Origin of the sequence: Kribbella sp. NBC_00382 (assembly GCF_036067295.1) — a bacterium.
GTDB lineage: Bacteria > Actinomycetota > Actinomycetes > Propionibacteriales > Kribbellaceae > Kribbella.
The window spans coordinates 4,964,498-4,976,786 of sequence record NZ_CP107954.1 but is presented as its reverse complement, the minus strand read 5'-3'; the positions used below and the strand labels follow the sequence as shown (position 1 = coordinate 4,976,786).

The window sequence follows — 12,289 nt, the reverse complement described above, 5'->3', positions numbered from 1 at the left end:
GGACTCCGGCGCTAGTGGCCGTCTTGAACCACGCGCTCGCGGTAGCCTGCCACCCGTGACGCATCCGGATTGGTCCGATGTCGGCGATCGGCTCCAGCGCCTGACCAGAGCCCCGTTCCCGACCGCCATCCTCGGCTCGCAACTCCATCACTGGAGACTCGAGCCGCCACTGAGCCCCGCAGATCTCGCCGACCTGGAGGACCAGCTCCAGGTGGACCTGCCCGACGATTACCGCTCCTTCTTGCTGCAAGCGGGCCGTGGCGGAGCAGGTCCGGCGTACGGGCTCTTCCCTGTACGCCGTATCAACGGGCGCTGGCAATGGGAAGGCGACGGCGCCGACCTCACCGGCCTGGACACGCTGAGCCAGCCGTTCCCCCACGTCGCTGCCTTCAACCCGGCCGAGGGGCTGCCCGAGCCGCCTGCTCCGGCGGACTTCACCTCTCCGGAGGCGTATGAGGCGGCCGAAGAGGAGTACTGGAAGCACCACGACGCCGTTGCCTTCGACCCCGAACACTCGATCGGCCTGCTCTACCTGAGCCACCTAGGCTGCGCCCTACGCCACGCCCTGGTCATCACCGGCCCCGCCCGCGGCCACATGTGGTCAGACGAAACCGCCGACGACAACGGCTACCGCCCACTCCACTCCGCGGACGGCACCGCGTTGACCTTCACCCGCTGGTACCGCGATTGGCTGGACACCGTCGCCCCACCGAAGCCCTAGCCCTCAGCAGGCCCGCCGCCATACCCAAGCTCATTCCCATCGGGATCGTTGTAGACGACCTTCCGAACCGCCACCCCAGCAAACAACTCAACAGTCATACGTGTCATTACAACCCGTCCTCTCCACTCATCCACGTACTGATCGCCAGGTAGTCGGACTCGCCGAGGCCGATCCCCGCATCGACCAGGTGCAGCAAAGCCCGCCCTCGATGATTGGCTTGCACCCAGGCGCGATCGACGTCGGTGAGCTCGTCGTCAACCCAGATGAACGGCCGTCCCGCCGCCCAGTCGACCAGGGCACGCGTCTTCCAGTGCAAGCCGGATCGCTCATCGTCATCGCCCGGATCCGGCCAGATCACCACAGGCAGGTCCGGCAGCCCGAGTCGCGGGGAGATGCTGTCGTTCGCGTCGGTCATCCAGGTGGTCGCCCAGACCAGCTCACACCCCAGCGCCTCCAAGCGCGGGCCATGGGACGGATTGACCCGATCGAGCAACGGATTCGAGTTGTCGCCCGCTGGCTGCGAGCCGGTCCGATAGGTCGGGTGCGGCTGGGAGGCCGGGCCGAACGGGATGAGGGGGCCGTCGACGTCGAGGAAGAGCAGCGGGCGTAGTACGGGATCTGCCACGCCTGCACGATAGCGATGGTTCGCAGCGAACCCGTCGTTTCTGCCGGTGGCGGCGGCTTCGTCCGGGCAGGTTGCGCTCGAACTTGTCCCGCTCGACAGGAGGTAGTGGCCGGGCTGGTCGGGGCGCACGCTTGTGTGGGCGGAGGTTGGGGGCAGTACGGGCAGTACCTCCTGTCGAGCGGGACACGGAGGCTGGGGTGGGTCAGTGCCAGTTGCTGATGGGGACGTCGGTGGGGTCTGGGGAGCCGTTGCCGGTTTCGACGAGGGACTTGATGCTCATCAGGAAGATGGCCCACTTGGTGCTGCAGTGGGACATGAACTCGACGGGGTCCTTCCAGCCTTCGTGCTTGAAGTGGATGATGGCCCACTCGTCGACCTGCTCCAGGTCCCAGATGACGTGGGTGCCGATCCACTCCTCGGGGCCTTCGACGACCTCCCAGAGGACTCGCTTGTCAGGGTCCAGCTCCAAGACCTTCATGTTGAAGCCGCCGGGGCCGAACTTGAACTCCGTCACGCCGCCGACCTGGCCGGCCTCGCCCGTGGTCTGGGTGGTCCACCAGCCGGCCAGGCCCTCGATCGTGGTCAGGGTCGCGTATACCTCGGCCACCGAGGACTTCACTCCGACTCTGTGCAGGATGTCTACCATTTCGATTCCTCTCGAGGTTCATGCGCAGCTTCTTGTTGCACATAAAGCTAGCCCGACTCCAGCCGATGCGCAACCCTTAGTTGCACATGAGAGATCGATCAGTTTTCGAGAAGCACCGGACGGCGGCGGGTTCGTAGGCTGAGGTCATGACCACAACGAAGAGCACCGCGAAGAAGACCACCGCCAAGTCGAAGTCGTACGACGGCTTCACGGAGGAAGAGAAGGGGGCGATGAAGGAGCGGGCCCGCGAACTCAAGGCGGCGGCGAACAAGGAGGAAGCGGAGGCCGCGGTCCTGGAGAAGATCGCCGAGATCGCCGACTCGGGTGATCGCTCGATCGCCGAGCGGATCCACGCCATCGTCAAGTCCGAGGCCCCGGAACTCGAGCCGAAGACCTGGTACGGGATGCCCGCCTACGCCAAGGCCGGCAAGATCGTCTGCTTCTTCCAGCCCGCTGACAAGTTCAAGGCCCGCTACAGCACCCTCGGCTTCAACGACCCGGCCAACCTCGACGACGGCGACATGTGGCCGACGTCCTGGGCCCTCACCAAGCTGACCCCCGCCGTCGAGAAGCAGCTCACCGCGCTGATCAAGAAGGCCGCCAGCTAGCCCGTACTACGGAAGCCGACGCCCCACCAGATGGAAAGGCCGACTGAGCTGCCGATAGGGATCCCGCTTGCTCGCCTCCAACTCGACGGCAGCCATCGCGGCGACCCGCTCTGAGTCGCTGAGATCCACCTCGACCCCGCTGAAGTCGAGCCAATCGGTGAACAGCCACACGCCGTACCACTGCAAAGCCTCGACCCCATGCTTCGACAGCAACTCGCTGAGGTGCTCGACCGTGTCGGCCCTGGTCGGCACCCCCAGCACCCCGACTTCCTCGACGGAATCGAACCCCGCCAACGCATCCGCCCACCGCTGCTCCAGCGCCGGCCGCACCGCCATCGTCTGGGCGTTCCCGGTCATGATCGACACCAGACCACCCGGGACAGCGCACTGGCACAACTGATCGACCAAACCGTCCGGCTGCTCGAGGTACCCGAGCACGCCATGACACAACACAGCATCGAAGACCCGCCCACCAACCGCCTCGACAGCCTTCTCACCATCACCTTGCAAAAGCGTCACCCGCCGCCGGACCTCCTCCGGCAACCGATCGAGCCGCTCTCGCGCCTTGTCCAGCATCGCCGCCGATGGATCGAGCAGCGTCACCTCATAACCAGCCTGCGCCAATGGAAACGACTGATGCCCCGCACCGCCACCGACGTCAAGTACGGTCCCCGGCGGCCCGGCCAGGTGTTCGAGCAACTGCTGGTGCATCACGTACGTACGGACAAGCCCCTTCGCCGAGGCATAAGCTCCCTCGGCGAAAGAATCCACCAACCCTGCCCACGCGTCGTCAGTCACCTCACCAACATACGAGCGAATCGCCCGCTCGCCGGTGTGACTTCTGCGACGGTACTGCCGAAGTCGCGCTGTGGTTGGGGGTTCAGCCCATGGCGGGCGGCGTGAAGGGGCCGGCAGGCAGACCGAACTGACGGAGCTGTGGAGGACGGGGTCAGGAGAGTGTGTCGGGGACCAGGACGACCTTGCCGGCGGCGGCGCCGGATTCGGCGTAGCGGACGGCGTCGGCTACGTCCGACAGCGGGAAGGCACGCGCGATGCGAGCGGTGATCTCACCTGCGGCAAGCAGTCCGAAGACGGCTTCCAGATCGGCTCGCAGCTCGGCCTGGTGGCGCTCGGGACGTCGCGCCTTGCCGGCCCAGAGGTTGAAGAAGGTGGCGGACCTGCCATTGGGCAGCAGGTTCCAGGTGACCAGTCGGCCGATCAGCGCGAGCACGGGCAGCTTGGCGTTGCCCTGCTGGTCACGAGTAGCAGCGGTCCCGTACGACACGAGGTATCCGCCGCGTCCGAGCATCGACCACGAGTTCCGGATCCCGGTACCACCGACGTGATCGAAGACCGCGTCCACTCCGTCCGGCGCGATCGCTTTGACCGCGGCGACGGTGTCCTGCTGCCGATCAACGGGGATCGCGCCGAGCTCACGCACGTACGGCAGATGACGCCCGGAAGCGGTCCCGATGACCTGCGCACCGAGGTACCGGGCGAACTGCACCAGGAGCGATCCCACGCCGCCGTTCGCACCCAGGACGACGACGGTGTCGCCGCGCTCGACCCCAGCGATCCGGAGCATTCGCCAGGCCGTCACGCCGTTGACGATCAGCGCCTCGGCCTCCTCAGCACCGACACCATCCGGTACCGGGACCAGGTCGGCTGTGTTGAGTACCAGCCGATCCGCCCATCCCCCGACCTTGGTCAAAGCGGCGACCCGCTGCCCGACGGCGAACCCGGCGGCCGCAGAGTCCCCGAGCGCCTCGATCACCCCGACGACGTCGTACCCCGGTACGAACGGGAACGGCGGCTGATCGTAGTACCGGCCGCGGCGCATCTGCTGCTCGGCGAACGAGACCCCGGTCGCCTCCATCCGGACCAGCGCCTGGCCGGCCGCGAGCTGCGGGACCTCCCGCTGACGCAGCCGCAGGCCGTCCGGTTCGACGATTCCCGGCAGCTCTACCTCGGTGATCATCTCGCTGTCCCTTCGTCCAAAGTGTCGTGCTGACGAGTAAGACGATGCCGTGGCGAGGGCAAGTGGCGCGTCGGCGAAAACTACGTAGATCGCGTACGTAGGTAGCTCGGCCGCTGACCTACGATGGCGCCCAGCGCAGACGTAAGACGACTACCGAGGAGAGCCGACTCGATGCAGTTCGTGGCCCGGCAGGCGGAACTGCAGGCGATCGGCGAGGTGACCCAGGCGGCCGCCGACGGTCGCGGCGGAGCCATCGTCGTGGTCGGCGAGGCGGGAATCGGCAAGTCCTCGCTGATCGAAGCCGTGACCGACGGGCTCGACGGCTGGCTGATCCTCCGCGCGGACGGCACCGAGTTCGAGCGCGATCTCCCGTACGCCGCCCTGCACCAGCTCTGCGCATCGGTGATCGAGCACCGCGCCGAACTTCCCGCCGTGCAGCAACGGGCACTCGAATCAGTCTTCGGACTCGGCGACGGCACCACGCCGAGTCCCCTGATGGTCGGCGTCTCGGTCCTCGGCCTGCTCTGCGAAGTCGCCCGCCGCCAGCCGGTCTGCTGCGTGATCGACGACGTCCAGTGGATCGACGCCGGTACCCGCCAAGTCCTCACTTTCGTCGCCCGCCGCATCGCCTCCGAACAGCTCGCCATAGTCCTCGCGGTCCGCGAGAGCGGCCCCCTAGCCACCGGGCCGACCGCCGCGTTCCCCGAGCTCCCCCGACTCCAGCTCGCCGGTCTCGACGAGAACGACGCGCTGACCCTGCTGCAGTCGTCCACGCGAGCCGGCGTCGACAGCGAAGTACTCGATCGGATCCTCGCCGAGGCCCGCGGCAACCCGCTTGCACTGCTGGAGTTCGGGCACGACGACGGCCCGATGGCATTGCCCGCCGACCGCGACGACCGGCCGCGGGACAGCGTCGTCGACGTCCTGGCGAACGAGTTCACCCGCCGCGTACTACGGTTGCCACCGGCAACTCAATCCCTCGTCGCGCTAGCGGCCGCCGAGCCGGTCGGCGACCTAGGCCTGCTGCGCCGAGCCGCCAAACTGCTCAACCTCGACCCCGCCGCCCTGGCCGACGCGGAGGACGACGGCCTGGTGGTACTCGGTCCACGGCTACGTTTTCGCCACCCGCTCGTCCGCGCAGCGGCGTACCAGGCAGCAACTCCGGGCACCCGCAGAAACCTGCACGCAGCACTCGCCGAAGCGACCGATCGCCAGCTCGATCCCGACCGGCGCGCGTGGCACCGAGCGCACGCCGTCATCGACACCGACGAGGACGTCGCCGCCGAACTGACCCAATCGGCAGAGCGAACGCAACGACGCGGCGACCTCGCAGCCGCATCCGCATTCCTCGAACGTGCCGCGCAACTGACCCCCGACGCCGCCGACCAGGGCGGCCGCCTCCTAGCCGCAGCCCGGCTCAGGATGCGATTGGGTGCCTTCCCCGAGGCCCGCGAGCTGCTCACCCACGCCGAGCGCCGCCCCCTCGAGCCAGCCCACCAAGCCGACGCCCGGCTCCAAAAGGCATTGATCGACCTCCACGTCGACCGCAGCCCCGAGGCCACCGCGGCACTCGTCAGCGCCGCCGCCGATCTCGAACCGGACAAGGCCAGGGAGACCTACCTCGAAGCCTTCTCCTCCGCCATGTTCCTCGACCGCCTGCCCGGGCGGCTGCGTCAGCTCGGCACCCGCATCCGTGACCAGGTACCGACGCCAGAGCAACCACGCCCGGTCGACCGGCTGCTGGACGCGTTACTCGACCAGGCCATGCTGCCGGCCGAGAAGGCGGTACCGACGATGCGCCTTGCGGTGGACGCGTTCCGTACGACGGAGTTCACCAGCCCTTGGTGGATGGAGCTCATCTGCATGATGGCGATCGACCTGTGCGACGCCGAGGCGATGGATGAGGTCTCCAGTCGGCAGGTCGAACTGGCTCGCCGGCAATCGGCTTTCGCGGTACTGCCGCAGGCGTTGAAGTTCCATGCCATCGGCCAGACGATGCTCGGCCGGTTCGACGCAGCGGCTGCCGATCTGGAAGAGGCACGCGCCGTCGACGAGGCTGCAGGCACCGTCAACCTGGCCTTCGCCGAATTCATCCTCGCTGCCTGGCGTGGCGAGGCGGACCAGTTCCAAGAACTGTTGGCCGGCATGCACGAGCGCGTCGGCCGGGATGAGATCGTCGCCGAGCTCTACGCCACCGCAGTACTGCGCAACGGCCTCGGCGACTATCCAGCCGCGCTCAAGGCCGGGCTCACCGCCCAGCAAGAACAGCAACGCGGTTCGTACGTCGTGTGGACCCTCGACGCGGAACTCGTCGAGGCCGCCGCCCGAGCCGGCCGCCCCGAGGACGCAGCCGTTGCGTTGGAGCGAATCGACGCACTGGCCCGCACCAACCCGACACCGTGGGCCGTCGCTTCACACCTTCTCGCGCAGGCGCTGCTCGATCCGTCGTCGGCGAGCACGGACAGCCGGTTCCGGGAGGCAATTGATCTGCTCGCGCAGACCGAAGTACGGGCTCAACATGCCCGCGCACGACTCCTGTACGGCGAATGGCTACGCCGCGAGTCCCGTCGCGCCGAGGCAAGGGTGGAACTCCAGGCCGCGCACGAACGGCTCGCCGAGATGGGCGCCAACGGATTCGCCGAGCGAGCAGCTCGCGAACTCGCCGCGACCGGTCAACGCCCACGCCGTGACGGGGTCAACCAGCTGGATCAGCTCACCGCTCAGGAACGCCTGATCGCCGCCAAGGTCGCCGGCGGCGCGACCTCCAAGGAAGTCGCCGCCACCCTCTTCCTCAGCCCGCGCACGATCGACGCCCACCTCCGCAACATCTACCGCAAACTCGACCTGACCTCGCGCCGCCAGCTCCGCGATCTCTCGTTCTGACACCACGGTTCGCCGACTGACCTGCCGGTGGGAGGCACGGGTCGGCGGGTCGGGCCGGTCAGATGGCAAGATCTGTCGGGTGCAGATCGGGATACTGGGGTCATTCGAGGTTCGGGCGGGCGATGGGCGCCTGGCCGACGTACCGGGTGCCCGGCTGCGAGCGTTGCTGATCGCGCTTGCACTGGAGGCAGGGCGTACGGTCCCGAAGGCGACGCTGGTCGACTGGATCTGGGGTGAGCAACCGCCGGCCGAGGCAGCGAATGCCTTGCAGCGCTTGGTTTCCCGGCTGCGGAAGGTGCTGCCGGAAGGGGCGGTCAAAGGGCAAACGGGCGGCTACCGGTTGACGGTGAAACCCGAGGCGGTCGATGCCCTGGAGTTCGAACGCCTCGTCAGCCAGGCGCGCACCGAGAAGGGTCCGCGGCAGGTACGGCTGTTGCGCGAGGCCCTTGCCTTATGGCGGGGTGCGGCCTTCCAGGATGTCGGTCTGGAGGACAGCGAGGCGTTCGATGCGGCGGCGACCCGGCTCGACGGGCTGCGGCTGACGGCGATGGAGGATTGGTTCGAAGGCGAGGTCGCGCTCGGCAACGGCGCCGAACTGGTTCCGGAGCTGACCGACGCGGTGGCCGCGTATCCGCTCCGGGAGCGACTGGTCGCCGGGCTGATGCGTGCGCTCGTGGCCGCCGGTCGCGACAGCGAAGCGCTGGTCCTGTACGAGCGGACGCGACAAGCCTTGGCCAACGCGCTCGGCGTCGATCCTTCGCCCGAGCTTTCGGCCCTCCATGTCGCACTGCTGCGCGGCGAGTTGGGCCAGACGCGGAAGACCAATGTGCGGGCCGAGCTGACGAGTTTCGTCGGCCGGGACGCCGATGTCGCCGCGGTGCGCGAACTGGTCGCGGAGCACCGGCTGACCACGCTGATCGGGCCGGGCGGCGCGGGTAAGACCCGGCTGGCGACGGAGACCGCGCGGACGACGATCGGTGTCATGACCGACGGGATCTGGCTGATCGAGTTCGCCCCGATCGGTGCGGGAGGCGACGTGGCACAGACCGCGCTCGCCGCTCTCGGCCTCAGGGACGCGCTGGTCGGTACGTCACCGACGTCGGACCCGGTGGACGGATTGGTTGCCGCGATCAACGATCGGGAACTGCTGCTGATCCTGGACAACTGCGAGCACGTGATCGAGTCGGTGGCGACGCTGGCCGGACGGCTGCTCGGCGAATGCCCGCGCCTGCGGATCCTGGCGACGAGTCGAGAACCGCTCGGGATCACCGGCGAGGCGTTGTGGCAGGTCGAGCCGCTGGCCCTGCCGACCGGTACCAGCGACGCTTCACCGGCGCTTCGGTTGCTGCGGGATCGGGCCGGCGCAGTACGCAAGGACCTCGGGACCGACGAACGCACCAAGGCGTTGATGGTCCGGATCTGCCTGGCGCTGGACGGGATGCCCCTCGCGATCGAACTCGCCGCGGCCCGGCTGCGCACGATGACCATCGAGCAACTTGCCAACCGGCTCGACGACCGGTTCCGGCTGTTGACCAGCGGAAGCCGTACTGCGTTGCCGCGACACAAGACGTTGCGCGCGGTGGTCGATTGGAGTTGGGAGCTGCTCACCGACGCCGAGCGGGCGGTACTGCGCAGGCTGTCGGTGTTCTCGGGCGGAGCGGGCCTGGAGGCGGCCGAGCGGGTCTGCTCCGGTGACGACGTCGAGCGGGATCAAGTACTGGAGTTGCTCACCTCACTGGCCGAGAAGTCGCTGCTGGTCCCCGTGGGCGACGGCGCTCCGAGGTACCGGATGCTCACGACGATCAGGGAGTACGCCGCGGATCGGCTTGCCGAGGCTGGCGAATCGGACCAGACCAGACAGGCGCATCTCACCTATTTCACTGAGTTCGCCGAGGCCGCAGAGCCGCATCTGCGTCGGGCCGAGCAACTGGAGTGGCTCTCTCTGCTCAGGGCCGACCACGACAACCTCAGCGCCGCGCTGCGGGGAGCGATCGCGGCTGGAGACGGGCAGACGGCAATGCGGCTCGCGGCTGCGACCGGGTGGTACTGGTGGCTGGGCGGGCGCCGTAGCGAAGGCCTTGAGTTGGCGCTCGCGGCCGTCGAGCTCCCCGGCGATGTGCCCGATGACGTCCGCGCTCTGGTGTACGGGCTGGTGGTGCTGTACGTGACCTCCGGGCAGGGCGACGAGCACCTGGGCGAGGAGTGGATCCGCAAGGCGTACCGGTTCAGCCAGCTCAGTACGAGCAAACACCCCATGCTGGGCCTGGTGATCCCGATGGAACGCCTGCTCGAGGCGCCGGCGGAGGCGCTGCCCGCGTTCGAGGCTCAACTGAACAGCGAGGACCCGTGGGTCGCGGCCTTGGCGCGCTGGCAGGTCGGCAAGATGCGCACCCTCTTCGGCCAGGGCGGTCCGGAGGCGGAGGCCCAGGTGGAGTTGTCGCTCGCGGAGTTCCGGGTCCTCGGCGACCGGTTCGGGATCTACCTGGCAGAGTCCGAGCTGGCGACCCAACTGGCGACCCGTGGCGAGTACGCCCGTGCCTGCGGGTACTACGAAGAGGCGGTCACGGTCCTCACCGAGCTCGGCGCCATCGAGGATGTCATCGAGACGCGGACCCAGCAGGCGATGCTGTACTGGCTGATGGGCGATCGCGACGCCAGCGCAGCCGCCATCGTCGAGGCCGAGCGGCTCGCCGAGGGGGTCACCTGGCCGTACGCCCTGGCTGCCCTGGCGCTCGCCAAGGCCGGGCTTGCTCGCCTGTCCGGCGATGTGGACGAGGCTCGCCGTCAGGTCAGCCTCGCTACCACCCTGTTAGGCGATGCCGCTGCGCAGGCGAGTGTTCGCGCTCAGCTCCACGACCTGCGCGCGTACCTGGCCGACGATCTCCAGGAGGCCCGTACTCACCGAGTGGCTGCCTGGGAGGCGGCGTCAGAGGTGGGACTCGCGTTCCTGCTCGGGCCGATGCTTGTCGGGTTGGCGGACCTGGCTGCTCGCGTCGGCGAGTACGAACAGGCAGCCCGGTTGCTCGCAGCCGGCACCGCGGTCTACGGGCGGGTGGGACTTTCGCAATTGGACGCGGTCCGGATCGAGCAGGACACGCGACGCCACCTCGGCGAAGCCCGATTCGCCGAGGTGACGCGCGAAGGCGCGGAGTCAGACTGGCGCCGACTGGTCGAGGATGTCCTCGGGGTCAGCTGACGCCGAACCAACGCGTTGCGGCCTGCTCGAAGCCTTCGACGTCGTGGTTGGCTGCTGCCCACGCGACGACGCCGTCCGGCCGGATCAGGACGGCGGCCAGTCCTAGGTCGTTTTTGGCCGGCTTTCCGGAGTACCGGATCCGGCCTTCCCAGTCGGTTGCCGCGCCCTGCAGATCTTGGGTGAAGTCGAGAAGGACGCCTTCGCCGCCATGCATCAGGTCGGCGAGCCGGGTGCCGTCCTCGAGCCGGAACTCCGGAGCAACCCGGCCGACCAGCGGTTGCGCGCTGTCGAGGTCGTACCGGATAGATGCCCCCGACAACCTTTCGAACGCGTACGTCGTACCGTCGCGTGTCTCCAGCAGTTCGCGCACCAGCCCCTGCAGCGCTTGGGATCCCGGCGCCATCGTCGCCACCTGCGCGCGCGACCAGTCGAGCACCCGCGCGCCGACCGGATGCCGCTCTATCGTGTAGCTGTCGAGGAGGCCGTCCGACGCTTGTTGTTTGACCGTCGCTGCGAGCTTCCAGCCGAGGTTCATCGCGTCGCCGAGGCCGAGGTTGAGCCCCTGCCCGCCCAGGGGCGAATGAATGTGAGCAGCATCGCCGGCCAGCAGCACCCGCCTTCGCCGGTACGTCGTCGCCTGCATCGCCCGATCGGTGAAGCTCGACGCGCGCAGCACCTCGCTCACCGTCACGTCGGTGCCCGACACGCGCCGCAGTACCTCCTGCAGATGCTCGCGAGTCAGCTCCTGCGAGCGATCGAACGCGCCACCGTCGAAGTCCATCATCCCGAGGTGCCCCGTCGTCGGCATCTGCAGGTACATGCCCGTCGGCGTCAGATTGAACCAGGGCTTCAACATCTCGGGCTCGGCGACCGTGGCGTGCATGACATAGCCGGTGAACTCCGGCTCCGTACCGACGAACTCGAAGCCCGCTAGGTTGCGCACCGCACTCCGCCCGCCATCACACCCGACAACCCAGCGCGCCTCGTACTCGTTGCCAACGACAACCTTGTCCTCGTACTGCGTCAGCGCATCGACCGTCACGCCGTACTTGATCTCCACGCCCAGCTTGGCCGCCCGCTCCGCCAGCACCCCTTCGACCGCCTCAAGGCTGGTCATCGCGCCGCCCGGCGCCGGGGTGGGCAGCCTGTGGGGCAGCGCGGCGAGGTCGACCTTGCCCGGATCAAGCATCATCCCCGCAAAATGCCCCACCCGCCGAGGCGCCAACGGCTCATCTTCCTCAAGATCCGCCGGCCGCCCAGAAGCCTCCAGCACCTCCCCCAGCATCCCCCGCCGATAGAACGCCTCAACCGACGCCGCCGACAACCCCCGCATCCCCAACGGCATCGCCCGCCAAGGCGACACCTCATCCGCCTCCCGCTCGAGCACCAGCACAGAACACCCCGCCAGCCCCAGCTCACAAGCAAGAAATAACCCCACCGGCCCGGCCCCAACTACCACCACGTCATACATCAAAATCTCCCGTCGTCGAGTCACACAACGACCCTGACAACACCCCCTTGCACCAGGCACTCGCACCACTGGCACACCCCTGACTCAGCCAGGCCAGCCCGAAGCCAGCCCGCCCGGGGCCGCCAGTTCCACTCCGCCTTCCCCAGGCAGAGCAAGTTCTG

General features: G+C 68.1%; 9 protein-coding genes. 4 read left to right on the top strand and 5 right to left on the bottom strand.

Going from position 1 to position 12,289, the window contains the following annotated elements; translation table 11 throughout:
- Positions 1–55: 55 nt before the first annotated feature.
- Positions 56–721, top strand: a complete 666-nt coding sequence (locus tag OHA70_RS24055; RefSeq protein ID WP_328321308.1) for an SMI1/KNR4 family protein — start codon at positions 56–58, stop codon at positions 719–721.
- A 106-nt stretch (positions 722–827) separates the two neighbouring features.
- Here OHA70_RS24055 and OHA70_RS24050 read toward each other — a convergent pair whose 3' ends face one another.
- Together OHA70_RS24050 and OHA70_RS24045 are read right to left on the bottom strand one after the other, a co-directional pair.
- Entirely contained in the window at positions 828–1,346 is a 519-nt protein-coding gene (locus OHA70_RS24050; RefSeq protein ID WP_328321306.1) for an HAD domain-containing protein, read from the bottom strand.
- A gap of 202 nt (positions 1,347–1,548) precedes the next feature.
- Complete coding sequence (locus OHA70_RS24045; RefSeq protein ID WP_328321304.1) at positions 1,549–1,992, bottom strand: SRPBCC family protein; 444 nt, start codon at positions 1,990–1,992, stop codon at positions 1,549–1,551.
- Positions 1,993–2,138: 146 nt separating this feature from the next.
- On the opposite strand from OHA70_RS24045, the gene OHA70_RS24040 reads away from it, so the two are divergent.
- Positions 2,139–2,600, top strand: coding sequence for an iron chaperone (locus tag OHA70_RS24040; protein ID WP_328321302.1), 462 nt, complete (start codon positions 2,139–2,141; stop codon positions 2,598–2,600).
- 6 nt (positions 2,601–2,606) lie between these two features.
- Here OHA70_RS24040 and OHA70_RS24035 read toward each other — a convergent pair whose 3' ends face one another.
- Both OHA70_RS24035 and OHA70_RS24030 read right to left on the bottom strand, forming a co-directional pair.
- Complete coding sequence (locus tag OHA70_RS24035) at positions 2,607–3,398, bottom strand: class I SAM-dependent methyltransferase (protein WP_328321300.1); 792 nt, start codon at positions 3,396–3,398, stop codon at positions 2,607–2,609.
- A 151-nt stretch (positions 3,399–3,549) separates the two neighbouring features.
- Positions 3,550–4,578, bottom strand: coding sequence for a medium chain dehydrogenase/reductase family protein (locus OHA70_RS24030; RefSeq protein ID WP_328321298.1), 1,029 nt, complete (start codon positions 4,576–4,578; stop codon positions 3,550–3,552).
- Between the two features lie 171 nt (positions 4,579–4,749).
- Here OHA70_RS24030 and OHA70_RS24025 point away from each other — a divergent pair, with 171 nt between their 5' ends.
- Together OHA70_RS24025 and OHA70_RS24020 are read left to right on the top strand one after the other, a co-directional pair.
- Positions 4,750–7,461, top strand: coding sequence for an ATP-binding protein (locus OHA70_RS24025; protein ID WP_328321296.1), 2,712 nt, complete (start codon positions 4,750–4,752; stop codon positions 7,459–7,461).
- A gap of 79 nt (positions 7,462–7,540) precedes the next feature.
- On the top strand, positions 7,541–10,657 hold the full coding sequence (locus tag OHA70_RS24020; RefSeq protein WP_328321294.1) for a BTAD domain-containing putative transcriptional regulator: 3,117 nt from the start codon (positions 7,541–7,543) through the stop codon (positions 10,655–10,657).
- Here OHA70_RS24020 and OHA70_RS24015 read toward each other — a convergent pair.
- Positions 10,650–12,128 carry an FAD-dependent monooxygenase gene (locus tag OHA70_RS24015; RefSeq protein ID WP_328321292.1) on the bottom strand — a complete coding sequence of 493 codons (1,479 nt, stop codon included), beginning with the start codon at positions 12,126–12,128 and terminating at the stop codon, positions 10,650–10,652. The genes OHA70_RS24020 and OHA70_RS24015 overlap by 8 nt on opposite strands.
- Between the last annotated feature and the right edge of the window lie 161 nt (positions 12,129–12,289).

Excerpts from the sequence above, each read along its gene's own strand:
- OHA70_RS24045 (WP_328321304.1), bottom strand. The coding sequence starts at position 1,992 with ATGGTAGACATCCTGCACAGAGTCGGAGTGAAGTCCTCGGTGGCCGAG.
- OHA70_RS24040 (WP_328321302.1), top strand. The coding sequence starts at position 2,139 with ATGACCACAACGAAGAGCACCGCGAAGAAGACCACCGCCAAGTCGAAG.
- OHA70_RS24030 (WP_328321298.1), bottom strand. The coding sequence starts at position 4,578 with ATGATCACCGAGGTAGAGCTGCCGGGAATCGTCGAACCGGACGGCCTG.
- OHA70_RS24025 (WP_328321296.1), top strand. The coding sequence starts at position 4,750 with ATGCAGTTCGTGGCCCGGCAGGCGGAACTGCAGGCGATCGGCGAGGTG.
- OHA70_RS24015 (WP_328321292.1), bottom strand. The coding sequence starts at position 12,128 with ATGTATGACGTGGTGGTAGTTGGGGCCGGGCCGGTGGGGTTATTTCTT.